The organism is Alteromonas sp. 5NS40-0096, assembly GCF_057544385.1.
The window spans coordinates 58814-84689 of record NZ_BAAJLQ010000006.1; the positions used below are offsets into that span (position 1 = coordinate 58814).

Here is a 25876-nt window from a genome sequence, read left to right on the forward strand (position 1 = left end):
TATTACTCCCAATTCTCCTTGACCCATTCTATTAACAGCGGATCTGAAGCGCCGCTGCAAACCTGCACGGCTGAAATGCCTTGCTGATTCAATAAGGTGGCGACACGTTTACTTACTGTGAGCCAAGGTTTTGATTTTACTTGCTCAAATCCGTATTGCTCAATCAATGCAAGCGCCATTTCACCACTAGTTGCGATAATACCTGTGACATCTTGCCATTGCCATTTTGCTGATGAATAAACGGGATTTAATTTCGTGCGTTGGTACACGTTAAACACAATGACTTGAATCCCGCGTTCGGCCAATTGTGTTTCAATTAGGTCTCGTCCTCCAACGCCTTTGATGACTATAGCGGATTCACAGTTAACTTGCTCAAGTTCAGCGAGCGCAAGGATGCCCTCTGAATCACTGGTATGTGGCGTGATGACATGGCTAAAACAGTTGGCTAGTGCCTGCTTTGTCGTCAAGCCCACTGCCACTACAGGTGTGTGACACGGCACATCCCTCACGCAATCAACTAAGGCATCTGCCGCAAATTTACTGGTGGCAATCAAGAGCCGTTTATTAACTCGCTGTGATAGCGTCTCTTGTAGTTTTTCCCGCACCTCATTTTGAGGTTGAATGTCGAACGGAGCTACACCAACCACAGCCAACCCCGCCGACTCAAACGCGGCGACACTGGCGGCGAGTTTGGGTTTAGGGCGGGTAATCAGAAGCATCAGTCGTGAAGTGCTGCCAATAAGTCGCCAGCGCCTTGTGCTAAAAGTGACTCAGCGACAGCAACTCCAAGGGAATGGGCTTGGTCTGCAGGTTGCGAACTTTGGGCAAAAATAAGCTTAGAGCCGTCGGTTGCTCCCACCATGCCACGCAGAGTTAATTGGCCATTCTCAAGTTCGGCGAAACTGCCTATAGGCACCTGACATCCCCCTTGCAGACGAGCGTTAAGCGCCCGCTCGGCGGTAACTCTTGTCGCGGTGTCTTGGTGATTCAAAACGCTAATAAGCTCAATCAGGTCGCTGTCATCGTTACGACACTCAATGCCTACTGCGCCTTGCCCTACCGCGGGAAGAGAGACATCGGCGCTAATTGGTTGAGCGATGCGCGCTTCCATTCCCAAGCGAATTAGGCCTGCTGAAGCTAGGATGATAGCGTCATATTCACCGGCATCTAGTTTGGCAAGCCGCGTATTGACGTTGCCGCGTAAGTCTTTAATTTCAAGATCGGGGCGTCGTTTGCGCAATTGACACTGACGACGCAAGCTTGAAGTACCTACTACTGCGCCTTCTGGCAGGTCGTCTATACTGGCGTACTGATTCGAAACAAACGCGTCGAATGGATTTTCTCGTTCGCAGATTACATGCAATCCAAAGCCTTCGGGAAATTCAACCGGTACGTCCTTCATCGAGTGAACGGCAATATCGGCTCTACCTTCGAGCATAGCCACTTCAAGCTCTTTAATGAACAACCCTTTCCCGCCGATTTTGGCCAGTGGCGTATCAAGAATTTTATCCCCTTGAGTACTCATTGGTACCAATTCGATTTGTAACTCAGGGTAGTGAGCTTGCAAGGCGTCTCTGACATATTCGGCTTGCCACATGGCTAATGCGCTTTTGCGCGTGGCAATGCGCAGAGTTCGATCGAAACGAAGGGTAGAAGACATAGATAAACCTTGAAACATGGAAATTGCTAGATTGCGGTCATTCTAACAAAAATGCGGGGCCTGGGGCTAGCAGGCCCATAGAATACTAGGCAAGAACCTGTTGTAGCCATTGCGAAATATCTTGGATTTCTTGCCAACACACGTTGTGTTGCATGGTGTAGGTTTGCCAAGTGGCGTTGAATCCGTTTTCAGACAAGATTTTATGTGCGGCATGACCTAAAAACACCGGGACGACCTCGTCCTGCTCACCGTGAGCCATCATGATCGGTGTGCTCTTGTTCACATCTACCGCTCGCTCTGCCAAGTTGTCTGGCTCGCATAGATAGGTAGACAGCGCCATTATGCCTGCTACTTTGTGTCCGAAAGTTGTCGCCAAGTGTAGAGCAATCACGCCACCTTGCGAGAACCCTGCAAGGACGATTTTGTCGTGGGGAATGCCCTTTTCAACTTGCTGCGCAATTAACGCTTCCACTTGTGCCGCAGATTCCCTGACACCATCAATATCAGCGCGACTGTTAAAATCCAATGATTTGATGTCATACCACGCTCGCATTCGCATGCCGCCATTGATTGTCACTGGGCGTTCGGGTGCATGTGGGAATACAAACCGAACCGCCAACGCCTCTGGCAATTTGAGTTCTGGTGCGATCGGAGCGAAGCCATGCCCTGAATCGCCAAGTCCGTGCATCCAAATGACGCAAGCTTTTGCGGGCAATGCTGGCTCTACCTCAACGTAGGGTAGAAGGTTGTTAGCCATCTTGTGTGTTCCTCAATTTTATTATTCTAATTGTTGTTATCTTTGTATTGCCAATGAGTAAATAAGTGGCATTCCATGTTTACGGTCAAGGCATCCTGCACTTATTCATTTATTGGTTCCTTTATCAGTATGCTACCATTGCCTTTTTGGTTCATCACCCTGTAAAACGAAATTTCCCTATTATGAGTCAATTACTTGGAAACCTATTCATTCTTGCAGCACCATCTGGCGCTGGTAAATCGAGCTTAATCAAGGCGCTATTAGCGAAGAACGCTGGCCAGGCAGATAAAATGCAAGTGTCTGTTTCTCATACTACTCGTGCTCCCAGACCGGGTGAAGTAAATGGTGAGCACTACCATTTTGTGAGCAAGTCCGAATTCGAATCCTTGATAGAACAAGGGGCGTTTTTTGAATGGGCAGAAGTTTTTGGCAATTATTATGGAACGTCGAGAATTACCATCGAAGACACCTTGCACAAGGGTATTGACGTATTCTTGGATATTGACTGGCAAGGCGCACGCCAGGTGAAATCGCACATTCCAGATGCCGTCGGTATTTTTATTTTGCCGCCTTCGACAGAAGTATTGCGTCAGCGTTTGCAAAGCCGCGGGCAGGATTCTGAAGACGTGATTGCATCGAGAATGAGTGAGGCTGTTTCTGAAATGTCTCACTATGACGAATTTGATTATGTGATGATCAACGACGATTTTGAAACATCGGTTTCTGCGTTAGACACCCTAGTGACGAGTCAGAGGATGCGCCAAGCAAAACAAGCGATACGCCACAAGGATCTACTGGCGGATCTGATTTGCTAGAAAAGTGAACAAAACACTTAAAGATCACGCCGCGCTGTATTATACTACGCGGCCGCTTTTGAATTAAATTTGCTCATCGGAGATACATTACATGGCTCGCGTGACCGTAGAAGACGCTGTCGATAAAATTGGTAACCGTTTTGATCTAGTCCTAGTTGCAGCGCGTCGTGCTCGCCAGATCGCAACTGAAGGCAAAGATCCTAAAGTTGAAATGGACAACGATAAGCCAACTGTTGTCGCATTGCGCGAAATTGAACAAGGTTTGGTAGACGCTCAATCTATTGAACAAGAAGAATTGCGTGATGAGCAACAACAAGAGCACGCTGAGTTTACATCTGTTGCTAATATCTTAGCTGACCAGTAAACACGCTATTCTCGTTTAAAATAAAACGCCAGGGTTATGAAAACCCTGGCGTTTTAGCATTGGCAACCCGTGCAAAAACCCCTTATCCTTAAATCTCATCCTTTAAGTGGAAAATTTCAGCAACCGTGTATTTGTTTGAAGGGTTAAAACAGAAAGTCGCAGAGTACCTCCCGAGTGATCGCGTAGCGTTGGTACAGGATGCGTTTGTCCTCGCACATGAGGCTCATGATGGTCAGATGCGTTCTAGCGGTGACCCTTATATTACTCACCCCGTAGCAGTAGCCAGTATCTTGGCTGACATGCATCTCGACCATGAAACCTTGATGGCGGCCTTGTTGCACGACGTCATTGAAGACACCCATTACAGCCAAGATGATTTGGCACAAGCTTTCGGTGATACGGTAGCAGAATTGGTTGAGGGTGTGAGTAAGCTAGATAAAATCGCGTTTAGCAGTAAGCAAGAAGCACAAGCCGAAAACTTTCGCAAAATGATGATGGCGATGGTGCAAGACATCCGCGTCATTTTGATCAAGCTTGCAGACCGTACGCACAATATGCGAACGCTGGGCTCATTACGGCCTGATAAACGCCGCAGAATTGCACTAGAAACGCTCGAAATTTATGCACCAATCGCTCACCGTTTGGGTATTCACGATATTAAAAACGAGCTAGAAGACCTCGGTTTTCAAGCGATGTATCCTATGCGACATCGCGCGCTGAAATCGGCGGTAAAACAAGCTCGTGGCAATCGAAAAGAAATTATCGATAACATTCGAGACGAACTCGAAACGCGTTTGGGCGAATACAGGATACAGGGCCAAGTCACGGGTCGTGAGAAGCATTTGTATTCTATTTACCGCAAGATGCGCAATAAGGAATTGATGTTCAACGAAGTGATGGACATCTATGCATTTCGTATCGTGGTAGATTCGGTGGATAACTGCTATCGCTCCCTGGGGGCAATGCACAGCCTGTACAAGCCCATTGAAACCCGCTTCAAAGACTATATCGCTATCCCTCGTACCAACGGCTATCAATCGCTGCACACGAGCTTAGTGGGGCCACATGGTATTCCTGTTGAAGTACAAATTCGCACCGAGGCGATGGATCATATGGCCGATAAAGGGGTTGCCGCTCACTGGTTATACAAAGCCCCTGGCGATAAAGATACGACGGCGCAATTGCGGGCACGTAAGTGGATGCAATCACTTCTCGAACTGCAACAAAGCGCAAGTTCGTCGTTTGAATTTATTGAGAGTGTTAAAACCGATCTCTTCCCAGACGAAATTTACGTATTTACACCAGATGGTCGCATTATTGAGTTGCCAATGGGCGCGACTGCCGTTGATTTCGCTTATGCGGTTCACTCCGACATTGGTGATACATGTGTAGGGGTGCGAGTAGAGCGCCGCAACTTCAGTTTGAGCAAGCCGCTCGAAAATGGCCAAACTATAGAAATTATCACGTCGCCGAAAGCAAAACCCAATGCTAACTGGCTGAATTTTGTGGTCAGTGCACGAGCCCGAACTCGTATTCGCCAATATTTGCGCAAACAGCATTCTCAAGAAGCCGTTACTATGGGTAATCGCTTGTTACGCCATGCATTAGGTACCGTGAAACTTGATGATATTCCGCAAGCGGATATCGATCGTGTAGTAGCGGAAACGAAGCACACTGATTTTGATTCCTTGCTAACCGATATTGGTTTGGGTAATGAGTTAAGTGCAATTGTGGCTCGTCGTTTAATGGGCGAAAGTGACGACTTACCTGATAAAAAAGGCAATGTTGCGATTCGTGGTACGGAAGGCTTACTCGTGACTTATTCTCGTTGCTGCCATCCTATTCCTGATGACGAGATTGTATCGGTATTGAGCCCGGGTAAGGGTATGGCCATACACCAAGTCGGTTGCCCAAATATTCGCAAATTATCGCGAGAAGAACCTCAGCGAGTGTTGCCCATGCAATGGGATGACGAGCCTCAAGGTGAGTTCAAGGCAGCCTTGAGAATTGAACTATTCAATCACCAAGGGACCTTGGCCACATTGACCAATACGATCTCTGGTGCCGATTCGAACATCGTTGGTCTACAGACCGAAGAGAAAGAAAGTAACGTTTACTTCATCGACTTAGAGCTCACTACACACAACCGTGTGCACTTGGCCCGTGTGATGAAGCGCATTCGCTCAATGCCTGAAGTGCAGAAAGTGTCACGACATAGCCAGCTTCGGCTCTAATTATTTAATCAAGGAATTCTCATGGCTAAATCGATCATTCAAACTGATAAAGCGCCACAGGCTATTGGTACATACAGCCAAGCGGTAAAAGCTGGAACCACTGTTTATTTGTCAGGCCAAATCCCTTTGGTACCGGCAACCATGGAAGTGATTTCTGAAGACTTCGCCGAGCAAGCGACACAAGTTTTTGAAAACTTAAGTGCGGTGTGTGAAGCCGCGGGTGGCAGCATCAACGACATGGTCAAAGTGAATATTTTCCTAACTGATTTGGGCAACTTTGCGACAGTTAACGAAATCATGGCGAAGTATTTTTCTCAACCTTACCCTGCACGTGCAGCAATCGAAATCAGTGCACTGCCAAAGGGTGTGCAAATTGAAATTGATGGCGTTATGGAGTTACCGGAGTAACCCATGTCACCTGAACGTTATCGCCGCATCCGCGAAGTATTAGCTAAACGTCAAACTGACCTAACCGTCTGTATGGAAAATGTTCACAAGCCGCACAATGTGTCGGCTATTGTGCGTACCGGAGATGCAGTTGGTGTACATCGAGTTCACGCCGTATGGGAAGAACGCAACCGATTGAAAGGTGGTACTGCGGCAGGGAGCCAACAATGGGTTCGCCTCGACACACACGAGACCATCAGTGACGCCATTGCTGAAATGAAAAGCCAAGGCATGCAGGTACTGGTAACCAATTTGTCAGAGACGGCAGTGGACTATCGCGAAATCGATTACACCAAGCCAACAGGTATTATTTTTGGGCAAGAAAAGTACGGCGTCACTGACGAAGCCATCGCTAATTCGGACCAAGATATTATCATTCCTATGGTAGGTATGGTGCAGTCTTTAAATGTATCTGTCGCGGCAGCCCTAGTGTTATACGAAGCGCAACGCCAGCGCCAGAATGCGGGTATGTACGAGCAGCAGCAATTGCCAGAGGAAGAGTGTCAACGCCTGCTATTTGAAGGCGGTTACCCAACGTTAGTGCGCGTATGCAAACGCAAAGGTTTGCCTTACCCTCAAATTGACGAAGAGGGCCATATTCAGGCGTCTGGCGAGTGGTGGCAGCGCATGCAAATGACAGAAGCCGCGATGGACGAGATTGAAGCGTCTGCCTCCGAAGCCCAAGAAGAGTAAATCACCTGCTAGAAGCCAGCTCAAAGCTGGCTTTTTTCATTCTGTTTGTCGATCTTTGAAAGATTTCATTTTATCCCTCGGTCTCAATCTGCTCAGCGCGAATTGCGCGACGCACATAACATGTACCTTGGGAGAATCTAATGAAAAAATTTGCTGCTATTGCCGTGCTAATGCTCGGCAGTATTCTTAGTGTGGGCAATGCGTTTGCTCTGGATAGAGCCACGATTGCGGATGAAGCGAATGCGGTAACACCTCTGTTGAATGGTCAGGTAGCCCCTGATACGGCATTGAAAATGGCAGATGGTTCTCCTGTGAGCTTAAAAGCGCTTACGATGCAAAAGCCAACAATTGTATTGTTCTACCGCGGTGGCTGGTGCCCATATTGCAATCGTCAATTAGCTCAACTAAAAGACATTGAAAAAGATTTAGTCGACCAAGGCTATCAAATTCTGGCTATCTCGCCCGAAACACCTGAGCGTCTACAAGAGCAAAAATTAGAAACTGAGTTTCTTGTTACCTTGTTATCTGATGCGTCACTCGACACGATTCGTGAATTTGGTATCGGCTTCTACGTTGATGAAAAAACCGAAGAAAAATACAAGGGATATGGCATTGGCCTAACGAAAAGTGCAGAAGGTCGCCCTGTCTTGCCGGCTCCCGCTATTTTTATGTTAGACAAAAAAGGTCAGGTACAATTTAGCTATGTTAACCCTGACTTCAAGGTTCGCCCTTCGGCAGATCTTATCCTTGCTGCCGCTACGGCGTTACAGTTAGGAAAATAATCCTATCGCAAGCCCATGAATTTTCATGGGCTTGACCTTCTTTCTCTGCCCGCATATCTTGTAAACATCTGAGAAGCGTTTCTCACATTATCAAACTAAGACTTATCAAAAAGGTGAGTTATGTTCAGATGGATGTTATTTGTTTTACTGACAGTGAGTGTGGCGTTTGGTGCGCAGGCACAACGAGACTTTGCACCGTCAGCCATTGAAGTATCCCCTATTCTCAACGGTCAGTTTATACCGGATGTCGTAGTACAAGACATTGATGGTAAAGACGTTGGCCTACAATCGCTAATAGAAGGCCAGCCGACGGTGATCTTGTTTTATCGCGGTGGTTGGTGCCCGTATTGCAACCGTCAGATGTCTGGACTGATTGAAGTTGAGCAACAAATTCTCAATCTCGGCTTCAATATTGTCGCAATTTCGCCTGATTCCCCCGAACGTCTCTATGAACAACGGGTCAGTACCAATGACTTTGCTGTCATGCGACTATCTGATAGCAACTTGGAAGCAATAGAGGCATTTGGCTTGGGTTATTACGTCGCCGATGAAATGGTGAAGTTCTTACGGGATCAGGTGGGAGCAAGGTTAACAACGCCCGAAGGCGATGAGAAAGTCGTGTTACCTGTACCGGCTGCGTTTGTCGTCGACTCCACTGGTTTAGTGTTATTTCAATACGTTAACCCTAATTACAAAGTACGCATTGAACCTCAATTGCTGTACCATGCCGCACGTTTATCAAAGCAATAATCTGTTATTTCGGTAGGGTAAGCTTATCTCTTCATCAGTTATAGCGGGTCAAAACTTGGCCCAGTCTCCCATTACTACGTTAAAAGGCGTAGGGGCAAAAGTCGCAGAAAAACTACAGAAGCTGGGGCTTAGCACCGTACAAGACATGCTTTTTCATTTGCCTTTGCGCTATGAAGATCGCACGCGTATTTACGCTATTGCAGACTGTCGGCCTTTTACCCACGTGAGTATTCAAGGGGAAGTAAAAAATGCCAATATTCAATACGGGAAAAAGCGAATGTTGGTGGTGAAGGTAGCTGATGGAAGCGGCACTATTACATTGCGTTTCTTTAATTTTGGCGCGCCCCAACGCACTATGATGACACCGGGGAATACGGTGCGGTGTTTTGGCGAAATACGCACGGGTAAAATTGGCATTGAAATGATGCACCCCGAGTTTTCGTTAGTTGATGAAAATGCAGAACTGGTGGAAGAGACCCTGACACCCGTCTACCCCACAACTGAAGGGGTGAAACAACTCACATTGCGAAACCTGACGGATCAGGCACTGGCGCTATTGGAAAAAGGCGCCTTAAGCGACCTATTGCCCGATGGTATGTACGCCCAGCAAGTGAGCTTGAAGGATGCTCTGAGGGTTGCACACCGCCCTACCCCAGATGTTTCGGTAGCCGAACTGGAAGCGGGTGAGCACCCCGCGCAAAAACGCCTGATTCTTGAGGAATTGTTAGCCCATCACTTAAGCGTATTGAAAGTCAGACAAAATTCGAAAGCCCAGCCGGGTATTGCTATCGATGTAAATCTTGAGTTGATTCAACAACTACTCGACCAACTCCCCTTCTCCCCAACAGGCGCTCAGCAGCGCGTGGTTGAAGAGATACAAACTGACATGCGGCTCAGCCAGCCAATGATGCGACTAGTCCAAGGCGATGTTGGCTCAGGTAAAACATTGGTCGCTGCCCTCGCCGCGCTGTCGGCAATTGGCGCTGGCTATCAGGTGGCGTTAATGGCGCCTACAGAACTACTAGCCGAGCAACACGCAAACAATTTCCGAGGTTGGCTTGAGCCTATGGGCATCGAGGTTGGATGGCTCGCAGGTAAGCTCAAAGGCAGTGCGAGAAACGAGGTCCTCAGCAGGCTAGTTTCGGGCGAGGTTCAGTTTTTAGTCGGGACTCATGCGATTTTTCAAGAGCAAGTAGAGTATGACCAACTCGCGCTAGTCATTGTGGATGAACAGCACAGGTTTGGTGTTCATCAACGTCTAGCATTGCGTGAAAAAGGTGAGAAGCAAGGGCGTTTCCCACATCAACTTATCATGACCGCAACTCCCATTCCCCGCACTTTGGCAATGACTGCTTATGCGGATTTGGATACATCTATTATTGATGAACTACCTCCGGGTCGTACGCCAGTAACAACCGTCGCACTGCCTGATAGTCGCCGTGGAGATGTCATAGAACGAGTGCGAGAAGCTTGCGCACAAAAGGGGCGGCAGGCTTACTGGGTGTGTACGTTAATCGACGAGTCCGAAGTGCTTCAATGCCAGGCCGCAGAAGATGCGGCGGTTATTCTAAGTACCGCTTTGCCTGAACTCAAAGTTGGCTTGGTACACGGGCGTTTAAAGGCAGCCGAGAAGCAGCAAGTGATGGGTGCCTTTAAGGCGGGAGAGTTGGACTTATTGGTTGCGACAACTGTGATTGAGGTCGGGGTTGATGTACCTAATGCAAGCTTAATGATTATTGAAAACCCTGAACGTTTGGGTTTAGCGCAGTTGCACCAGTTGCGAGGTCGAGTGGGCCGTGGTGCGGTAGAAAGCCATTGCGTATTGATGTACCAAAGCCCGCTTTCAAAAACGGCAACTCAGCGTCTTGGCGTACTACGAGAATCCAATGATGGATTCTATATTGCCCAACGTGACTTAGAAATTCGTGGACCGGGAGAATTAATGGGAACGCGGCAAACAGGGATGGCAGAACTCAAAATTGCCGATTTAGTCAGAGATAATGCATTGATACCTCAAGTTCAAAATATTGCCGCCAAGCTATGGGAAGATTACCCCAGTCATGCACAGGCGATCATCAATCGATGGATTGGCCATAAGGAGCAATACAGTAATGCCTAGCGTATTCCCTTTGGTTGTCAGCCCAGATGCGCGTGATGCTGACAAAGCAATGTCTCTGGATATTGTATCCCGTTGGCCATTCGAGCTAGCAGAACAAGCTTCAGGGCTTGCGATGAGCTTTGTTGATGGCAAGCTGTCGCTGGTGGATTTCGAAGCTCCCAAAACCGGTGGCGTGTTCGTTGACTTTTTGTCTGGTGAGTCGCTGTATCGCAAACAACATGGTGGGGGCAAAAAAGAACCTATCGCCAAGGCCATAGGGGTAAAAGGTGAGGCGACACCTAAAGTGCTCGATGCGACACCCGGTTTGGGGCGTGATGCATTTGTATTGGCCAGTTTAGGCTGCCATGTAACTATGGTCGAACGTTCACCTGTCGTTGCTGCCTTACTCGAAGATGGTTTGCGCAGATTGGCCGTCGCTGCACCTGAACTTCACAGCCTGTTTTCACTGGTTCACGGCAATAGTTCAGAGGTAATGAAACACTGGCAAGGTGATGACATAGATGCAATTTATTTGGATCCGATGTTTCCACATCGCAAAAAGTCTGCTTTAGTTAAGAAAGAAATGCGTTTGTTTCAGCAGTTGTTAGGCCCAGATGAAGACGCCGATGATTTACTTGAACCGGCGAGGGCACTAGCAAATAAGCGCGTAGTGGTGAAGCGGCCCAACGCGGCTGATGTCCTTGCAGGGGTACAACCGTCAATGGCTATTACAAGTAAAAAGCATCGTTTTGATGTTTATATAATAAGTTAGTACGCGGAGATAATAATGATAGAAGTGGGATGTACCTTGCCTGAAGTTACCTTCAGTCAACTTGTAGACGGTGAAATGACTAACCCTCATACCAATACCCTGTTCGGCGACAAAAAAGTAGTGTTGTTTGCGGTCCCTGGGGCCTTTACACCAACGTGCTCAGCCGCCCATTTACCTGGCTATGTAGCACTAGCAGACAAGATTAAAGCGAAAGGTGTTGATGAGATTATCTGTATTTCAGTCAATGATGCTTTTGTTATGGATGCATGGGGCAAAACAGCGAATGCAGAGCACATTCGAATGATCGCCGATGGCAATGGTACGTTTGCCAAAGAGATCGGTATGGACATGGAAACAGGCGATTTTGGTGGCGTGCGCTCAGTGCGCTATTCGATGCTAGTAGAGGACGGTGTCGTTACCAAAGTTTTTGTTGAAGACCCGGGCCGTTTTGAAGTTAGTGACGCTGAAACGATGCTCGACGCGCTGTAAAATAAATCGTTGTCGGGTAACGTCTTGTTACCCGCAAGCCTTTCTCAATAATTCCCTCCAAAATTGTCTCTCACTGCTATAATGCCCATCGCAATAGTTATAGGTGAACGAGTGTGATCAAACGAGACGTAATTGTCATAGGCGCAGGCGCCGCGGGTTTATTTTGTGCTGCAGAAGCGGGTAAGCGAGGCCGCAGTGTAGAAGTACTGGATCACGCCAAGAAAGTCGGCCGTAAAATCCTGATGTCGGGCGGGGGACGTTGTAACTTCACCAATATGTACGCTAGCCACGAAAACTTCTTGTGTGCTAACCCTCACTTTTGTAAATCCGCTTTGAGTCGCTATACCCAATGGGACTTTATCGGATTGGTTGCCGAATATGGAATTCCTTATCACGAGAAAACATTGGGTCAATTGTTCTGTGATGATTCTGCTAACGATATCGTGAAAATGCTGATGGCAGAGTGTGATAAAGCGGGTGCTACTGTGACCACGCGTTGTGAAATTCTATCGTTGCAAAAACAAGATTCAGGCTTTTTGCTGAAAACGTCTTTGGGTGACTATGAGTGTGAAAGCGTGGTAATCGCAACAGGCGGTTTGAGTATGCCGAAGTTGGGCGCTACTCCTTTTGGCTATCAGATTGCCGAGCAATTTGGCCTCAAAGTTTTACCCACTCGAGCAGGATTAGTACCCTTCACATTGCACGACAAGGACAAAGAGAAGCTGGCAGAGCTCAGTGGGGTTGCTATTGATGTGACTGCACAAGCGAATGACACACAGTTCAAAGAAGCTATGTTGTTCACACATAGAGGGTTGAGTGGCCCGTCGATGTTACAAGTCTCATCGTATTGGGAGCCGGGCGACGAGGTCGATATTGATTTAGCGCCAGAATGTGACGGCGAGGCTTGGTTAAACGAAAAAAGAAACGAGAATCCTGATTCTCTATTGTCTACGTGCTTGTCTTCGCTGTTTCCCAAACGCGTTGCACAAACCTTGTTGGAGTGGTTCGAATGGCCGAACAAACCCATTAAGCAATTCAACCCCAGTGAACTTAAATCCATGGGTGAAGCGTTAAACCGCTGGCAAGTGAAACCCAATGGTACAGAGGGCTATCGCACCGCTGAGGTCACCTTAGGTGGCGTAGATACAGATGAAATTTCGTCAAAAACTATGATGGCAAAGAAAGTAGAAGGATTATTCTTCATTGGCGAAGTCGTAGATGTAACCGGCTGGCTAGGAGGCTACAATTTCCAATGGGCTTGGTCTAGCGGCTGGGCCGCTGGGCAGGTGGTGTAAGTGTCAAGAACAATAAAATTTGCCTGAGAGAGCTTTTGAGTAAGGCGCATCACCGCTGCGTTCAGAGTCAAGCAGCTGAAGCCATTTGCGCAGAGCTTTTTCATGAACGTCTACTGCTCTCTCAGTGGTCTCAATGTGAACGGATGTTGGAGCATTGTGTCAATCTTGGCAGTAGTAGCCTCTTTCGTGACTCGAGCATAATGATAAGGAAAGAAAAATGAAAATAGTAAGAACCAAGGAACAGGTAGAGGCGTTTGGCACAATAAAACTGCACGAAGTGATACATGAATCAGATGTTAACCCTACCTTGTACATGCCTACTGATACGTCTTCAGCCTATGCCAATACACCCGACGTCGCGTATTTAAATGAGGTCAATAGTATTCATGCTTCTGGCGAGTTTGAAGACATTGTTGAAGAGTCGAGTGCAGAATATCTGTTTTACCTTAAATTGGACAATCACGACAATATGGTCGAGCTGCATTTCAAGCAAGATACCATCTACATCTCTGACCAATCTAGTGCAGAACATGATGCTCTGGTTGATATCGCAAATTCTCTGGATGCGACACTACTTGATGATTCAGGTGCGGTTGTTATGAGAAGTAAACCGAAGAGTAAGTCGTTTTGGCAGCGGTTGGGTTTCTGAGGTCAACAAAAGGACTCAATGTAAAGATTCCTCTGATGGGTGATGAGCTCACCGAAGTGAGCTCTGTACTGATCAAAGTTTGATTGATGATAACGCCTGAGTGAGCAATTGTTTGGCTTGCTGACCTTCTTCTGTGTCTAGATAAGCCTTCGCTTGATCTACGTAGCTCATTATCATTTGTGGCTCGAGGCCAAGGGCTTCAAACTGCTTTTTTAAGTCATTTACTGCTTTGAGCGATTCGCTATATTCTGCAGCTTTATCGAGCAGGCCGCCTAACCCATCTTGCTGCAAATTACTGATGTCTGGCAGATTACCCATAACAGAGTCGATGCCAGGGATTTGCTGTTTCAACTGGTTAAACGTGTCTGAATCGACATTGTTCTTTGCGTAGTTTAACAACGACGCTAACCCACCCTCTGCTTGATCTGAGCTCACATTCAAATTATCAGTCAACGCCGACAATAATCCGTCTACAGTGGGTTGTTCAACGGTTTGGGTTGCGGTGTCTCCGATACCAAAAAATTCTTTGAGAGAATCGAAAAAACCTTCTGCCTGAACCTGTGAGCTTAGTGATATGCCTAGTACTAATATCAGTGTGGCGCGTGTTTTCATGTTGGTTTGCCTTGTCATTGAAGCGAGTGATGTGCTCACTCTAGCACGGCGTGCCCAAGGTGGTAAGTGTTGGCAAGTTATGTAGTGGTAAATTTGTCGAATCGTTGCTTCTCGCGTTTCACACCTATTTCACAAAGTCACTTTTAAGCTAACCGAAAATCAATTCGGTGGGCCTAAAAATGAGTCACGTTTTACAGAGTCAGATCCAACTTAAACAGCTAGGGCAGTCTTTTTCAACCAATGAGGGGCGGGTGGAGTTGTTCCAGCATCTCAACTTAACCATAGAACAAGGTCAATCCTATGCGATTACTGGTCCTTCTGGGTCTGGTAAGTCGAGTTTGTTGATGCTGATGTCTGGGCTAGAAAGTCCGTCATCCGGTGAGTGTAGTTACCGAGATGAAACAGGTCAGTTCCCACTGACTTCGGTACGCAATCATATTGGCTTTATCTTCCAGCAATTCCATTTGTTACCCGAGCTAACAGCGCTAAACAACGTGGCATTACCACTGAAGCTACGTGGTGTTAAAAACGCGGAACGCCAAGCCGTGGAATGGCTAGAGCGAGTAGGATTGGGCCACCGTTTGCAACACAAACCGAAAATGCTCAGTGGCGGTGAGCAGCAGCGAGTCGCGATTGCTCGAGCAATGATTTTTCAACCCAAGTTTATTTTTGCCGATGAGCCAACGGGTAACCTTGACGAGACGAGTGCAAACGGCATTGCAGATTTACTGTTTGATGCCTGCGAACAGCAAGGGGCTGGGTTAGTTGTCGTGACTCACAGTTTAGATTTAGCCGCTCGCGCTACCCATACATTATCGTTGAAAAACGGTGAGTGTTTGTCCGCAGTTCAACAAGCGGAGATTGCATAATGATTCATACCTATTGGCATCTAGCTTGGCATTTTTTTACTCAGGAAAATCACCAACTGTCTCAAGCCCTGATGTACTTGGCTCAATTAACCTTGATGATTTTTATCGTCACTCTGAGCTTAACTAGCTATAGCGTTCAGCAGTATTTACAGGAAAACTTAGCCAACCTTTTAGGCGCAGATGCCGTTGTTAGCCAACGGGGACCATTAAACGAATCACAGCAGGGTCGACTCAGTGAACTGGCTAATGAACAAGCACTGGTGCAAACCGTTACAACAACATTGACGTTTGGTGACAATTGGCAGTCTGCAAAGCTAAAAGGTGTAGATCAACACTACCCGTTGCAGGGTGAGATGCGTGTTTCCATGAGTCTCGGCGGACCAGAAAAAGCTGAGTTTGGCGGACCCGCTCAGGGTGAAATCTGGTTGGGGCCACGCTTGCTCTCTAGCTTAGGGGCGAAGGTGCAAGATTCGATTAGTTTGGCAGGGCAATCCTTTGTCATTAGCCGTGTTTTGCTTCACGAACCCGATAGACTGATGCAAGGCCATTCTGTTGATATGTATGCGATGCTCAATTCAGCTGACTTCAACACATTGGGCATTGCAGAAGATACGGTGCAGTATCGTCATTTACTCAATATCGAGTCGACACAAGTTTCTGAACTTATCGATTGGCAAAAAAATCATCTGCCTGCCGCTCAGCTTTATCATTCTCAAGGTGCTCATCCTCTAGCATTGTTCTGGCAACGAACAGAAAACTTCATTGGACTTGGCTCCATTATCTTGTTTTTCATGGCTGCCATTGCTATCGAGCAACTCACTCGCGTGAAAATAGCAAGAGAACAGTTTCTATCGGCGGTATTGATGAGTGTCGGGGCCTCCCGAAAAGTTGGATTGAGTCTGGCCCTTATCAAGTGGTTCCTTCAACTTTTGTTTCTTTTACCTATCGTATTTGCCATGTCGTCAAGTTTGCATTGGTTGCTGATTGATTGGTTGAGTCATTCATTTGCTGACTTGCATTGGCAATGGCACGGGGTGGTTGCGTTGAAGGCCTTTGGGGCGGTCAGTGCTCTGTTTCTCGTATTCCAGTTGCCAGTGTGGTGGTCGATTTATCGCAGTTCAGTCGCGAAATTGATCCAGCAAGTCCAATCGTCGATGGCAGTTTGGCTATCCGCCTTTAGTGCAGTGTTAGTTTTGGCACTTGTTGCAACATTCTATTCAGATAATGGTTTGCTCACGCTCATGGTGCTGGTATCTGTGGGCGTATGTATTGCACTTATTTTAGTGGTGAGTTGGTTAGGTTTGACCGTGAGTGAGAGGCTAAGTCGCACATTTTCTGGTTTAGTGCCTTTCGCGCTCTACATGATGAGGCAGCGTTTAATGAGTAAAACCACGCAGGTTTTGGGCGTTGGTTTGTGTGCCTTTTTACTGCTGTTTACCTTAATGTTGATGCGCGATTTGGGGAATACCATGAGCGCTTATTCACGCCAACACGATGGTAATTTATTGGTGTCACAAGCGTCAGTGGAGCAGATGACGGATATTCGCTCGTTAGCACACCGCGAGGGGATGCAAATAAGGCAAAGCAAACCTTATGTTTACGCCAGCTTGGTCGCCATTAATCAGCAAATGTTGTCAGACTATACCGATAGGCCGAGTGAAAGTTTAACAACAATGCAGTCGGCTATTCGCTTGCATTGGAGCGAAGCTGTGCCTGCTAATAATCGCGTGGTTGATGGGCAGTGGTGGCAAGCGGGCGATGCCAATTGGCAACAAGTATCGGTCGAGGAAGAAGTCATGACGGACTTAGATTTACGCATTGGTGATACGCTGACGTTTGCTATCGGTGATCAAACGCTAAATTTTGCTGTTGCAGCGAGTCATGTATACCAAGCGGGGGCGGGTTCGATAACCTTCTGGATACAGATGCCGCTTGAAGCGGTCTCTCATATTACTGCCCCTCATTATCACATGGCGAGTTTAGAGCTTGAGCAAAACCAATTCTCAATGCTTGCGCCACTTTGGCGAGAGCACCCAACGCTGAGAATGGTCTCATTAAAAGAGATGACGGCAAGATTCGATCGCATTTTAGCCATTGTGACCGATGTCATTAGCGGGTTTTCAATGCTGATTAGTCTCTTGGCTGTGATCGTGATTGTCTCGTCCATTCAAGGGCTCGAAGCCAAAGAAAAAAAGAAAAACAGCGTCATACTGAGCTTTGGGTTTAACGCAAGCACTTGCCTGAAACTTAACGCCATCGAATGGGGTGTCACTGCACTTATTGCGGCTACGGGCGCCATTGTGGGGACTTATGTCGCTGGGTTGTTGATCTATCAATCCCAATTCTCCCTCAACTACCAGCCCGATTTCAGATGGTTATTCACTACGTTATTGATCATTCTCACGGCCGTGACGTCCTTGGGTATTGTCGCGAGCAAAAACAGTCTCCGAGCTTCAGTTCGAACACTGATGGCGGAGTAGTTTCACATCTCTTTCACAGGGTGTTTGAAACACTGTGAACCAGAATAAAGGAGACAATGTTATGAAACAGAATTTACTATTAAAAATGAAATGGTTGTTAGCAGTTTTGCTCTCAACCATAGCAATCAACAGTATGGCGGCTGAGACAAAAAAAGTACTCATGGTTGTGAGTGGATATGGGCAGAAGCAGGGCGAAGAAAAGCCTGGATACGAGTTTGATGAATTCGCTAAAGCCTACCTTGTATTTAAACACAATGGTGTAGATGTGGACGTTGCGAGTCCGTTGGGTGGAACCGTAGAGGCTGATAACTACGATCCCAACAAACCCTACAATGCTCAAGTACTCGCCGACAGCGTCGCCATGCAAAAGCTCGAAAACACCTTGTCAGTAGGAGCGCTTGAGGCGTCTGATTACAATGGTATCTTTGTCGTTGGTGGAAAAGGCGCGATGTTTGATTTACCCAAAGACGAAAAACTACAAGCCATGATAGCCAACATTTATGAAGAACAAGGCGTTGTTGCTGCGGTTTGTCATGGCCCTGCAGCTTTGGTAGACGTGAAACTGAGCAATGGCGAATACTTGATTGCCGGCAAAACAGTCAATGGTTTTACCAACAAGGAAGAGCAGTTGTTTGGTAAAAAATGGGTGAAAACATTCGATTTCATGTTAGAAGATAAACTCATTGCCCGTGGAGGGGCATTCCAGTCAAGCGATATTATGCTTAGTCATGTTGCTAAAGACGGGCGACTGATAACTGGACAAAACCCGTCTTCGACCATTGCAGTTGCGACAGCACTCGTCAACGATTTAGGCATTACACCTAAGCCACTTGCTCCGTTTCAAGATGATGCAACCTTGGCACTGGTAGCTAAAATCTTAGCGGGAGACGCTGACGCCATCGATGCGGTTCGCCAATCGCCAAACGACTACCAAATGCCACTCATTGGTATGTATGGCTACTATTACACTCAAGGTGCTGAAGATAAGGACGCTTTTAAAAATGCGTTATTGTTGATGACGTTAGCGAGAGATATCATTAATAATCCGAGGCTAGACCTACAAATTGCTAAAGTACATAAGGCACTTGGCGACAACACGGCGGCGGTAGCAATGCTCAATGATATTTTAGCCACTAAGCCAGACTTCCAACCCGCGTCTGATATGCTTAAAACGCTGAGCAATTAACTTAAGTACAGGTTGTAATTTGGAGTTTAGGATGACATCACCATTGCAAATATTATTGGTAGAAGATCAGCTCAGTATTGCGCAGAACATTGCAGACTATCTTGAGCAAAAAGGCCATATATTGGACTTCGCAGATCGCGGCCAGCAGGGATTGTCGATGGCCCTAGAAACTTATTACGACCTGATTATTCTGGATTTAAACTTACCGACAATGGATGGTCTGCAAGTATGTGAGCATATTCGCCAGCAGGCCGATAGGCACATACCCATTATCATGTTAACTGCGCGGGACAGTATTGACGACAAAGTCGATGGGTTTACTGTGGGCGCAGACGACTATTTGACGAAACCATTTTCTCTCCAAGAATTAGAGGTGCGATGCTTGGCACTTTCTAAACGACACTTACTCAACACCAGAGACAAAATGACGCTGGGGCCATTGGTTTTCGACCGCAAACGCAAACAGGTTTCTCGAGAGAACCGAGTACTTGAACTCAGCACTATGGGGTACAAGATATTGACGATTCTCGCCGAAGCACACCCGCAGGTGGTGAGCCGCTCTGAGCTGAGTCACAAGCTATGGGGAGATGAACCTACCGAATCCGACGCAATGCGTTCTCACATCTATCAACTTAGGGCCGTGTTAGATAAGCCTTTCGATACTCCAGTGCTGAAAACCGTGTTTGGCGTCGGATTTGCGCTGGATATCAACAGTGAGGAGGTGCAATCATGAGAGCGAACCAAGGCCCTTACCACAGTCTAGGCCGTCGAATTGTGATTTACTTCTGTCTTTTCACGCTAGCAATATCGGCAGTATTTAGCTTTATATCCTTCATTTTGATGTACACATTAGAAGATGCATTTATCGTACGCGACATTCGATTAGAAGCGGATTACCTCATAGAAATTCATCAAAAAACGGGGCAATGGGAAGCACCTCGTAAGTCAAACATGACGTTGCATTTTACTAAATTAACGTTTCCAGAAGACATTCGAGAAATTGCCATTCAAGAGCCCGACCGTCACGAATTCTATGGCCAAGAAGGGCGTCATTATCACCTCTATACTGAGCCTGATATCGCGAATTGGTATTTGGTTTCAGAGGTTAGCGCTGACCTGTTAGTACGCCCCATTCGCAACGGTGTAGTTCAGTTTCTGGCGTTTAGCAGTATCTTGGTCAGTGTCGTAGCCTGTTTTTTTGCATGGGTTGTGGCACGTAAAACCACTCGCCCACTGAAAGCCCTCGCGGCCTTGTTTGATGGTGCCGCACCTGAACATATTCCAAAAGGCTTTGCACAAGCCTATCCAAACAATGAAATCGGTATATTGGCACAGGCATTAGAGTCTAGTTTTACGAGGATTACCGACGCCTTAGCGAGAGAGAAGTGCTTCACCCATGACGTCAGTCATGAACTGCGCAGCCCGTTAGCCGTGATCAGCAATGGCGCGGAATTGATTCGTTCTCGAACATCACTGGATGGTGAGCAGCAAGTTGTGTTGCAACGCATAGAAGAGGCAGCGGAACAAATGGAAAAGACCGTGTCTACCTTGTTGATGCTGGCCCGAGAGTCACATGTAAAAACACCTAAAACGGATGTTGATTTAATGGCGCTAGTGGAGCGCAGCGTACTAGACCACAGTCGGTTATTAGTTGGTAAAGCGGTAGACGTTGAAATCAGCGATTCATGTCGGCAGCGACTTTTTATTCAAGAAGGCATGCTCAAAGTCTTGTTGGATAACGTGTTGAGTAATGCTTTTCAGTATACCGAGGCCGGGGTAGTTGAAGTGAATTATGCACAGGGTGTACTGACAATCAAGGATACAGGCCCAGGCATAGATCCTTCAATTTCTATGCATGTAACTGACCCCGCTGTGAAAGGTGCCAAAAGTACGGGTTTCGGCTTTGGTTTATCTATTGTGAGCCGTTTGTGCGAACATCAAGGCTGGCAATTCGAGGTTGAAAGTTTCACGGGCACCAAGATCACTGTGAAGTTAGAAGGCAATGTATAGTCACTCAGTGCAAACGATGTTGGTCTAATTCTCTCATTTCAGGTGGACGGAACTAAATACAACCTAGCCCATCCAACAAACCAATAGTGCAATCTTGGTATGCTACAAAATTAAGGGATGTATGATGAAAAGGATGGGTTTGATATTGGTAGCTGTGTTGCTACACGGTTGTGCCAATATTCCAATCGCAACGATGCTGAAATTTAGTGGTTTTGACGCGACCAGCCTCGCAGCGATTGATGGGCATCAGATCCGAGCTAAGGTAACGGTAACCGAACCTCATACATTGAATCTCGAACAAACCCAACTAGCAATGGAGCTTGAAACTGCGCAAGGTTTTCGTCGATTCACGTTTCCCTTGCAGTTAATTTCGAAAACGACTGTGCCTGCGGAACACGGTTTATTCTCTTCTTCAGCCGAAAAGACACAATACCTGCTCAAAGTGTCCGATGCTGGGCTTAAAAGTTTTGCCGAGATCCAACAACTACTTGTTGATAAACCCGAACGAAAAGGCTCTCTTACCGTAGGAGCCGGTTTTAATAACACCCTAAATAGCGAGGCTAACCCTCGGATGTCTATCGATCTACAACTCTCTCAGGATGAAGCCTTCTTTACGCTGATAGAAGACGCAGAATTAGAAATAAAATAGCCTATAGCATTGAGAAATAGAGACAAAAAAATGATTAGGATCGTGTTGTGTTGTGGACTTTTACTATGGCTTTCGATGCCTGCTCATGCGCAAGAAGACGCACTTACTATAGAGCAACGTGTGCCCCAAAATGTTGCACTGGCATTCCCCAATGATCAGCAACTTGCCCCTCAGATTAGCGATTTTGAAGTTGTGAATTTTGTGCCCATGAGTAATGAAGTAGGGGAACGGTGGGCAGTAGTCACGTTGAAAAACCAAGCTTCCGGGCGGCGCACATTCAATCAAACACAAATCATGGCATTGGTTGGCGATGGCGACCGCATTCACCCCAATGCTATCAGCCAAGTGTTTGAGGCCAAAGAAACGCTCTCTATCGTCGTCAACTTTGGGGTGAATAAATTCCCGTTGCTAAGCGTATATACTCGCCTTAAAGCGTGAATAGCCAAGATGTTTTGGTATTTTCAATCGCTTTAGTTCTCTTCAAGCGCGTCGACTTGGCCTGATGATACTCTGCGATATTGGCTAAACGTATCTTGAGAGGTTTCATTAATTTCGGTAAAAAAAGCAAATGAGCCTTTCATCTCAAGTGATTGGGCTTTCGGCAGTATGGCTTGGTTAATGGCAATGAAGTCTATGGTCAGAGTAAAGTCTTCTATCTTTGCACTGAATACAGGAGAAAATGTTTTAGTATTCGTAATCGCAATACGACGAATAAAGCTCAACTCTTTATTCAGAATTAGCTGACCGCGTAATGACGCCGAAGCCTCATCGCCTAGACGTGACAAATAGACATCAAACCCTGCAGTGACCTCCCCATTGTTGTCAGAAATCAATGTCAAAGTGGGTATTTGTATCAGTTCTGCGAGTTTGATTGAGATATGTTGAGCGCTATCCTCTTGCTCCGCTTTGCGCCTCTGATAGTCGTGAACTTGGTCGGCTGTTGGGGTTTTAGTATTAACAGATAATAGTTGCCAACGTTCTGCGTAGGGCAGGCTGCCATCAAATGCCTCTACCGATTCAGAGACATCACCTTCTTCATTTTCGTAGCGATTCACCGTGTAAGCCCAATCAAGTCTATTGGTGCGCTCGAATTTCATAATGGCGTTTTTTACCGCCCCTTGTAATGCCTCGCTTTGCATGGTGTTTGGTGTGGCAAAACAAATCGAACTCAGTAGCGTTGATGCCACTGTTAAAAGCAATCTTTTCATAAAGGTGTTCCTAATAAAAACACCTCAATCATGAAGTCATTGACGTGAAATCGATGTGAAAAAAAGCGGTGTTTCCACCGCTTTTTTGTCTTTTACTCTTGCCCTCTTTTCAATTGCCTAGAGATCGAAGTGACATTCTTTATCATCTTGCCAAAGGCTTTGTCCTTAGCGCGAGCCTCGTGAAGTTGAGCACGATTCCTCGCCTGTTCTGTAAGCAGCTTGCGATAGTTGTGCAGTCGTCTCGTATCTAGGTTACCTTGCTCAATTGCCGCTTTGATGGCGCAACCCGGTTCGTTATTATGCTGGCAGTCTGAAAATCTGCACTTTAGCGCTAAACGCTCAATATCGGCAAACGTCGCAGCAACACCACTTTCACAATCAGTAAGTTGGAGTTCGCGCATTCCAGGAGAATCAATGATTACCCCACCAAGTGGAAGCTGATGCATGGACCTCGCGGTAGTCGTATGCCGCCCTTTGCTGTCATCTTCTCTAATACCGCCGGTGGCTTGGATGGGGTTACCTAGCAAACTGTTTACTAGTGTCGACTTTCCAACCCCTGACGAACCCAATAGAGAGAGTGTCTGTCCGGCCTTACACCAAGGTAGTAGCGCTTTACATGCATCTTTATCCAAGGCGTTTAAAACCTCTACCATCAACAGTGGTGAAAGTGATTGAACGGCTTGTCGATAGGCGTCCACATCGTCACATAAATCTGCCTTGGTCAGCACAACCACAGGTTCAACTGCCGCTTCATGTGCAAGCGCTAGATATCGCTCGATACGATTGAGATTAAAATCGTGATTCAAGGAGCAGACAATAAAAACTGTATCGATGTTAGCCGCAATGGCTTGTTCCTGACGGCCAGTACCCGCTGCTTTTCGTGCGAAAAAAGACTTGCGGTCTAACCGCCTGATATAGCCATCGGCTTCATCTATCAGGATCCAGTCTCCGAGGGTAAGGCCGATTAGGGCATTCGTTATCGGCAGAGTGAAAGAGTGGTTTTCTGCTTTCACGATAAATTCACTCCTGTGATGAGCCGTGATTCTCGCTAGGCTCGTGGCTTCAAGTTCATCTAAAGTGAGTTGTTGTTGAAAAAAAGGCTGCCAACCTAAGTTAATTAATGATGTTGTATTCATTGTGTTTCCCATCACCTTGCGACGTGCAACGTGATTTTTATTCAGATAACAGAAAGGGAACCTCGACCCTAGTGGGCGAGCGAAACAATACAATGTGTTCCCGGTTTACTGAACCACCGGGGAAAGGAGCAGCTAAATGTTTGCTAGCTGATTAAGCCGCCTTTACCTGGTGGCGGGTTACAACAATCATTAATTCTTCCTTTTGCTAGAAATAAAAATTTATTATGGCCAATAAATTTGCAAATTAACAGGCCCAACCCATAATTAGCGCCAATGGTGAGTTTCACAGATTCTCTCGCCGTGATATTAATGGAGAATGGAATGATGGGAGAGAGTAACACGTGATTGTAGATGAGATAGATCGTCAGTTGATTGGCTTACTAAGGCAAGACGCTCGCATGTCAGTGTCAGCCGTTGCAACGGCAATTGGTGTATCTCGTGCAACCATAGTGAATCGTATCCAAAAGCTTGAATCCAATGGTGTCATCACCGGTTATACCGCGTTGATAGGCTCTCATGCAGATGAATCTCTGACCGGGGTGCGAGCTCACATGTGTGCGTCGCTAAATGGCTGCTCAGTGTCAAGTATTCAAACCCAACTATTGTCTGAGCCTGCGGTGACTGCCATTCATACTACCAATGGTCGATGGGACGTTATTATTGAACTTCAAAGCAAAGATTTAGCTTCTTTTGATCGGGCTTTAGGTCGATTACGAGCAATTAAAGATATTACGCAATCAGAAACCAGTATTTTGTTGTCGTCTTACCGTTCTCAATCTACATCGCTATAGCCGTGTTATGGTTTGACAATTTGTCAAACCAGCTTTACAAAATGTCATAATTCTGACGAATTGACTTTATTTTTGGACTTATTTGTCACATCCAGTCTTGTCATACTGTGTCGAAGGTTAATGCGTAGGTAGCATCATGATTTTCGAACAATACAAACGTCCAGCAGTAGTGAGCCAAGCCCCAAGTGCAGTGTTAATGGTGCGTCCACACCACTTTACTCCTAACCCTCAAACCGTGAAAGACAATGCGTTTCAGGCCCAAGCTAGCGAGGGCGTCGACGTTGCGAAGCGAGCTTATGAAGAAGTGTCGCAAGTGGCCAACGTGTTGGCAGATAGAGGAGTTGATGTTCACCTGTTTGAAGACCGAAGCCGCAGTACTCCGGACTCAGTATTTCCCAACAATTGGTTGACGACTCACGCCGATGGCAAACTGGGTTTGTATCCAATGTTTTGCGAAAATCGCCGTGGCGAGCGCCGACAAGACATCATCGATTTTCTGCGTTCACATTACCTCGTATCGAGTGTTATTGACTATTCTGCGTTCGAGAACCAAGGTCAATTTTTAGAAGGGACTGGTGCGCTCGTGCTCGACCATCAAAGTAGAGTGGCGTATGCCGCGCGTTCTCATCGTATGAATGACGCTATGCTCTCGCAATTTTGTCAGGATTTCGGCTATGAAGCTGTAGTCTTTGATGCAGTGGACAACCGCGGTGTCGCGATTTATCACACAAATGTCATGATGTGTGTAGGTACTCACTATGCACTTGTTGCTTTGGAAAACATAACTAATGTAGAACAAAAAGTGGCATTAAGAAAGCGATTGGAGAGCACTGGAAAAGTCGTTATTTCACTTAGCGAGGCACAGATCAGTGAGTTTGCTGCCAATGCTTTAGAGCTGGTCACACCGAGTGGATCGATACTCGCCATGTCGCAAAGTGCATTAACGGCATTCACTCAATCACAGAGAGAGCAACTTGAGCAATGGGTTGATATTGTGCCCTTTGCTATTCCGACTATTGAGCTTGCCGGTGGTTCTGTAAGGTGTATGTTGGCGGGAATTCATTTGGCGAAAAAGAAAAACGCCTCTTAAAGAGGCGTTCATTGCGTTCTGTCGAACTCGCGGCCCAAGC

27 protein-coding genes are annotated in these 25876 nt (G+C 46.7%); 21 read left to right on the forward strand and 6 right to left on the reverse strand.

Annotated elements, in window-relative coordinates; genetic code table 11:
- Positions 1-2: 2 nt before the first annotated feature.
- The 3 genes from AC27G9_RS17040 to AC27G9_RS17050 all read right to left on the reverse strand — a co-directional run bounded on the left by AC27G9_RS17040 (position 3) and on the right by AC27G9_RS17050 (position 2417).
- Positions 3-719 (reverse strand): uroporphyrinogen-III synthase, encoded by a 717-nt coding sequence (locus AC27G9_RS17040; protein ID WP_487075682.1) that lies wholly within the window; start codon positions 717-719, stop codon positions 3-5.
- Positions 719-1660 carry a hydroxymethylbilane synthase gene (gene hemC / locus AC27G9_RS17045; protein ID WP_487075683.1) on the reverse strand — a complete coding sequence of 314 codons (942 nt, stop codon included), beginning with the start codon at positions 1658-1660 and terminating at the stop codon, positions 719-721. The genes AC27G9_RS17040 and hemC overlap by 1 nt, the downstream gene beginning before the upstream one ends.
- Positions 1661-1745: 85 nt before the next feature.
- Positions 1746-2417, reverse strand: coding sequence for an alpha/beta hydrolase (locus AC27G9_RS17050; RefSeq protein WP_487075684.1), 672 nt, complete (start codon positions 2415-2417; stop codon positions 1746-1748).
- A 182-nt stretch (positions 2418-2599) separates the two neighbouring features.
- Here AC27G9_RS17050 and gmk point away from each other — a divergent pair, with 182 nt between their 5' ends.
- The 12 genes from gmk to AC27G9_RS17110 all read left to right on the forward strand — a co-directional run bounded on the left by gmk (position 2600) and on the right by AC27G9_RS17110 (position 13805).
- On the forward strand, positions 2600-3232 hold the full coding sequence (gmk, locus tag AC27G9_RS17055; RefSeq protein WP_487075685.1) for a guanylate kinase: 633 nt from the start codon (positions 2600-2602) through the stop codon (positions 3230-3232).
- Positions 3233-3323: 91 nt separating this feature from the next.
- Positions 3324-3596 (forward strand): DNA-directed RNA polymerase subunit omega, encoded by a 273-nt coding sequence (gene rpoZ / locus AC27G9_RS17060; RefSeq protein WP_487075686.1) that lies wholly within the window; start codon positions 3324-3326, stop codon positions 3594-3596.
- Positions 3597-3721: 125 nt separating this feature from the next.
- Positions 3722-5830 (forward strand): bifunctional GTP diphosphokinase/guanosine-3',5'-bis pyrophosphate 3'-pyrophosphohydrolase, encoded by a 2109-nt coding sequence (gene spoT, locus AC27G9_RS17065; protein WP_487075687.1) that lies wholly within the window; start codon positions 3722-3724, stop codon positions 5828-5830.
- Positions 5831-5851: 21 nt separating this feature from the next.
- On the forward strand, positions 5852-6238 hold the full coding sequence (locus tag AC27G9_RS17070; RefSeq protein WP_487075688.1) for a RidA family protein: 387 nt from the start codon (positions 5852-5854) through the stop codon (positions 6236-6238).
- A gap of 3 nt (positions 6239-6241) precedes the next feature.
- Positions 6242-6970: a tRNA (guanosine(18)-2'-O)-methyltransferase TrmH gene (gene trmH, locus AC27G9_RS17075; protein WP_487075689.1), complete on the forward strand. Its 729-nt coding sequence runs from the start codon at positions 6242-6244 to the stop codon at positions 6968-6970.
- 140 nt (positions 6971-7110) lie between these two features.
- A complete protein-coding gene (locus AC27G9_RS17080) occupies positions 7111-7752 on the forward strand; it encodes a peroxiredoxin-like family protein (protein WP_487075690.1) in 642 nt (213 codons plus the stop codon).
- 120 nt (positions 7753-7872) lie between these two features.
- Complete coding sequence (locus tag AC27G9_RS17085) at positions 7873-8502, forward strand: peroxiredoxin-like family protein (protein WP_487075691.1); 630 nt, start codon at positions 7873-7875, stop codon at positions 8500-8502.
- A gap of 55 nt (positions 8503-8557) precedes the next feature.
- Complete coding sequence (recG, locus tag AC27G9_RS17090) at positions 8558-10621, forward strand: ATP-dependent DNA helicase RecG (protein ID WP_487075692.1); 2064 nt, start codon at positions 8558-8560, stop codon at positions 10619-10621.
- Complete coding sequence (locus AC27G9_RS17095) at positions 10614-11372, forward strand: class I SAM-dependent methyltransferase (RefSeq protein WP_487075693.1); 759 nt, start codon at positions 10614-10616, stop codon at positions 11370-11372. The genes recG and AC27G9_RS17095 overlap by 8 nt, the downstream gene beginning before the upstream one ends.
- A 15-nt stretch (positions 11373-11387) precedes the next feature.
- Positions 11388-11861 (forward strand): redoxin family protein, encoded by a 474-nt coding sequence (locus AC27G9_RS17100; RefSeq protein ID WP_487075694.1) that lies wholly within the window; start codon positions 11388-11390, stop codon positions 11859-11861.
- 113 nt (positions 11862-11974) lie between these two features.
- On the forward strand, positions 11975-13156 hold the full coding sequence (locus AC27G9_RS17105; RefSeq protein WP_487075695.1) for a BaiN/RdsA family NAD(P)/FAD-dependent oxidoreductase: 1182 nt from the start codon (positions 11975-11977) through the stop codon (positions 13154-13156).
- Between the two features lie 217 nt (positions 13157-13373).
- Positions 13374-13805, forward strand: a complete 432-nt coding sequence (locus AC27G9_RS17110; protein ID WP_487075696.1) for a hypothetical protein — start codon at positions 13374-13376, stop codon at positions 13803-13805.
- A gap of 72 nt (positions 13806-13877) precedes the next feature.
- Here the strand turns inward: AC27G9_RS17110 and AC27G9_RS17115 are convergent, their stop codons facing one another.
- The gene (locus AC27G9_RS17115; RefSeq protein ID WP_487075697.1) at positions 13878-14417 is read right to left on the reverse strand and encodes a DUF2780 domain-containing protein; all 540 of its coding nucleotides are present in this window, start codon (positions 14415-14417) and stop codon (positions 13878-13880) included.
- 179 nt (positions 14418-14596) lie between these two features.
- Between AC27G9_RS17115 and AC27G9_RS17120 the strand changes: the two genes are divergently transcribed.
- From AC27G9_RS17120 to AC27G9_RS17150, 7 genes are all read left to right on the forward strand, one after another.
- On the forward strand, positions 14597-15286 hold the full coding sequence (locus AC27G9_RS17120) for an ABC transporter ATP-binding protein (protein ID WP_487075698.1): 690 nt from the start codon (positions 14597-14599) through the stop codon (positions 15284-15286).
- Complete coding sequence (locus AC27G9_RS17125) at positions 15286-17766, forward strand: ABC transporter permease (protein ID WP_487075699.1); 2481 nt, start codon at positions 15286-15288, stop codon at positions 17764-17766. The genes AC27G9_RS17120 and AC27G9_RS17125 overlap by 1 nt, the downstream gene beginning before the upstream one ends.
- A gap of 61 nt (positions 17767-17827) precedes the next feature.
- A complete protein-coding gene (locus AC27G9_RS17130; RefSeq protein ID WP_487075700.1) occupies positions 17828-18952 on the forward strand; it encodes a type 1 glutamine amidotransferase domain-containing protein in 1125 nt (374 codons plus the stop codon).
- Between the two features lie 31 nt (positions 18953-18983).
- Positions 18984-19685: a response regulator transcription factor gene (locus AC27G9_RS17135; protein WP_487075701.1), complete on the forward strand. Its 702-nt coding sequence runs from the start codon at positions 18984-18986 to the stop codon at positions 19683-19685.
- Positions 19682-20962, forward strand: a complete 1281-nt coding sequence (locus tag AC27G9_RS17140) for a sensor histidine kinase (protein ID WP_487075702.1) — start codon at positions 19682-19684, stop codon at positions 20960-20962. Before AC27G9_RS17135 ends, AC27G9_RS17140 begins: the two co-directional genes overlap by 4 nt.
- Positions 20963-21083: 121 nt before the next feature.
- Entirely contained in the window at positions 21084-21611 is a 528-nt protein-coding gene (locus AC27G9_RS17145) for a hypothetical protein (RefSeq protein ID WP_487075703.1), read from the forward strand.
- Positions 21612-21641: 30 nt separating this feature from the next.
- Positions 21642-22049 carry a hypothetical protein gene (locus AC27G9_RS17150; protein WP_487075704.1) on the forward strand — a complete coding sequence of 136 codons (408 nt, stop codon included), beginning with the start codon at positions 21642-21644 and terminating at the stop codon, positions 22047-22049.
- A 32-nt stretch (positions 22050-22081) separates the two neighbouring features.
- Here the strand turns inward: AC27G9_RS17150 and AC27G9_RS17155 are convergent, their stop codons facing one another.
- Together AC27G9_RS17155 and rsgA are read right to left on the reverse strand one after the other, a co-directional pair.
- Positions 22082-22819, reverse strand: a complete 738-nt coding sequence (locus tag AC27G9_RS17155) for a hypothetical protein (protein ID WP_487075705.1) — start codon at positions 22817-22819, stop codon at positions 22082-22084.
- Between the two features lie 92 nt (positions 22820-22911).
- Entirely contained in the window at positions 22912-23955 is a 1044-nt protein-coding gene (rsgA, locus tag AC27G9_RS17160; protein ID WP_487075706.1) for a ribosome small subunit-dependent GTPase A, read from the reverse strand.
- A gap of 341 nt (positions 23956-24296) precedes the next feature.
- On the opposite strand from rsgA, the gene AC27G9_RS17165 reads away from it, so the two are divergent.
- Entirely contained in the window at positions 24297-24746 is a 450-nt protein-coding gene (locus tag AC27G9_RS17165; protein WP_487075707.1) for an Lrp/AsnC family transcriptional regulator, read from the forward strand.
- Between the two features lie 136 nt (positions 24747-24882).
- Positions 24883-25836, forward strand: coding sequence for a citrulline utilization hydrolase CtlX (gene ctlX, locus AC27G9_RS17170; RefSeq protein WP_487075708.1), 954 nt, complete (start codon positions 24883-24885; stop codon positions 25834-25836).
- The last annotated feature ends 40 nt before the right edge of the window (positions 25837-25876 follow it).

Bases quoted from the DNA above. Each gene is read 5' to 3' on its own strand.
- AC27G9_RS17155 (WP_487075705.1), bottom strand. From the start codon at position 22,819: ATGAAAAGATTGCTTTTAACAGTGGCATCAACGCTACTGAGTTCGATT.
- AC27G9_RS17100 (WP_487075694.1), top strand. From the start codon at position 11,388: ATGATAGAAGTGGGATGTACCTTGCCTGAAGTTACCTTCAGTCAACTT.
- AC27G9_RS17110 (WP_487075696.1), top strand. From the start codon at position 13,374: ATGAAAATAGTAAGAACCAAGGAACAGGTAGAGGCGTTTGGCACAATA.
- ctlX (WP_487075708.1), top strand. From the start codon at position 24,883: ATGATTTTCGAACAATACAAACGTCCAGCAGTAGTGAGCCAAGCCCCA.
- hemC (WP_487075683.1), bottom strand. From the start codon at position 1,660: ATGTCTTCTACCCTTCGTTTCGATCGAACTCTGCGCATTGCCACGCGC.
- AC27G9_RS17095 (WP_487075693.1), top strand. From the start codon at position 10,614: ATGCCTAGCGTATTCCCTTTGGTTGTCAGCCCAGATGCGCGTGATGCT.
- rsgA (WP_487075706.1), bottom strand. From the start codon at position 23,955: ATGAATACAACATCATTAATTAACTTAGGTTGGCAGCCTTTTTTTCAA.
- AC27G9_RS17080 (WP_487075690.1), top strand. From the start codon at position 7,111: ATGAAAAAATTTGCTGCTATTGCCGTGCTAATGCTCGGCAGTATTCTT.
- AC27G9_RS17135 (WP_487075701.1), top strand. From the start codon at position 18,984: ATGACATCACCATTGCAAATATTATTGGTAGAAGATCAGCTCAGTATT.
- gmk (WP_487075685.1), top strand. From the start codon at position 2,600: ATGAGTCAATTACTTGGAAACCTATTCATTCTTGCAGCACCATCTGGC.
- AC27G9_RS17120 (WP_487075698.1), top strand. From the start codon at position 14,597: ATGAGTCACGTTTTACAGAGTCAGATCCAACTTAAACAGCTAGGGCAG.
- AC27G9_RS17140 (WP_487075702.1), top strand. From the start codon at position 19,682: ATGAGAGCGAACCAAGGCCCTTACCACAGTCTAGGCCGTCGAATTGTG.
- AC27G9_RS17085 (WP_487075691.1), top strand. From the start codon at position 7,873: ATGTTCAGATGGATGTTATTTGTTTTACTGACAGTGAGTGTGGCGTTT.
- AC27G9_RS17150 (WP_487075704.1), top strand. From the start codon at position 21,642: ATGATTAGGATCGTGTTGTGTTGTGGACTTTTACTATGGCTTTCGATG.
- AC27G9_RS17070 (WP_487075688.1), top strand. From the start codon at position 5,852: ATGGCTAAATCGATCATTCAAACTGATAAAGCGCCACAGGCTATTGGT.
- AC27G9_RS17050 (WP_487075684.1), bottom strand. From the start codon at position 2,417: ATGGCTAACAACCTTCTACCCTACGTTGAGGTAGAGCCAGCATTGCCC.
- AC27G9_RS17125 (WP_487075699.1), top strand. From the start codon at position 15,286: ATGATTCATACCTATTGGCATCTAGCTTGGCATTTTTTTACTCAGGAA.
- AC27G9_RS17115 (WP_487075697.1), bottom strand. From the start codon at position 14,417: ATGAAAACACGCGCCACACTGATATTAGTACTAGGCATATCACTAAGC.
- AC27G9_RS17040 (WP_487075682.1), bottom strand. From the start codon at position 719: ATGCTTCTGATTACCCGCCCTAAACCCAAACTCGCCGCCAGTGTCGCC.
- trmH (WP_487075689.1), top strand. From the start codon at position 6,242: ATGTCACCTGAACGTTATCGCCGCATCCGCGAAGTATTAGCTAAACGT.
- rpoZ (WP_487075686.1), top strand. From the start codon at position 3,324: ATGGCTCGCGTGACCGTAGAAGACGCTGTCGATAAAATTGGTAACCGT.
- AC27G9_RS17145 (WP_487075703.1), top strand. From the start codon at position 21,084: ATGATGAAAAGGATGGGTTTGATATTGGTAGCTGTGTTGCTACACGGT.
- AC27G9_RS17130 (WP_487075700.1), top strand. From the start codon at position 17,828: ATGAAACAGAATTTACTATTAAAAATGAAATGGTTGTTAGCAGTTTTG.